Below are 1,052 nucleotides of genomic sequence, written 5' to 3'. Positions count from 1 at the left end.
GGTCGGGGGCGAGCGGCAGCACCGCGGTGGCGGCGGGCCGGGTGGACCAGAACTGCCGGGCCGCGTCGGTGTCGCGGCCGGCCAGCCAGCGGGCGTGGTCGCGCAGGTCAGGGCGGCGTTCGCCGCCGGGCAGTACGCCGCCGGTCAGGTAGGCGCGGTAGAAGGACTGGAGCAGCAGCCGCACGCTCCAGCCGTCGAGCATCGCGTGGTGGTAGGTGAGCAGCACCCGGGTGGCGGGGCCCTCGTCGGCGTCCGGCGGGGCGTCGATCAGGGTGGCGCGCAGCAGGGCGGGGCGGCGCAGGTCGAAGCCGCGGCGGCGGTCGGCGGCGAGCAGGTCCTCCCAGTCGGTGGCGTCGTGCCGGTGCCTGGTCACCTCGGGGGCGGCGTGCTCGTGCAGCACCATCCAGGGGTCGTCGGTGCCGTCCTCGTCCCAGTCGAAGGCCGCGCGGAGCACCGTCTCGTGGTCGAAGACGGACTGCCAGGCGGCGGTGAAGCGCTCCGTGTCCAGCGGCCCGTGCCAGTTCCAGGACAGCTGCTCGACGTGCCGGCCGCCGGGTTCGGCCTCCCCGATGACCTGGCGCAGCAGTTCCCGCTGGAGTGCGCTGGTCGGTACGGTGACCGGCTCCGGCGGGTGCGCCAGTGCCTCGCGCAGCTCGGCGAGCACACCGGCGGCGCGGCTGAGCGGGCCGCGGGCGATGCCGAGGAACAGCCGCCGCGGGCCCGCCCGCGGGCCGTCGTGTGCGCCGTCGACCAGCACCGCCCGCAGCCGGGGGCCGGCGGCCAGACTGCGTCCCAGCTCCACCAGGACCCGGTCGAGCCCGTCCGGGCCGTCCACCGTGCGCTGCCAGAGCAGGTCCGTCGCGGGCCCGGCGGCGTGCCGGGGGCCCTGCTCGGCGACGACGGTCCGCAGCGCCGCGCGCAACTCCTCCGGCGGATAAGACCGGTTGAGCTCGGCCAGGACGAACTCCGGTATCCGGCAGGGCCGTTCGGCATCCCTCCGGGGTCGGGCGGCGGCGCCGGCCGGCGCGGCGCGCACCGCCCCGGCGTCCAGC

1 protein-coding gene is annotated in these 1,052 nt (G+C 77.5%); it reads right to left on the bottom strand.

Features of this window, described 5'->3' with window-relative positions; genetic code table 11:
* Nucleotides 1-1,052: condensation domain-containing protein (locus AB0E96_RS41345; RefSeq protein ID WP_359831995.1), on the bottom strand; the 1,052-nt coding region annotated here is incomplete at both ends.

The organism is Kitasatospora sp. NPDC036755, from assembly GCF_040636595.1.
Lineage (GTDB): Bacteria > Actinomycetota > Actinomycetes > Streptomycetales > Streptomycetaceae > Kitasatospora.
Note: the sequence above shows the minus strand (reverse complement) of the source record. Positions and strands in the feature narration are given on the sequence as shown.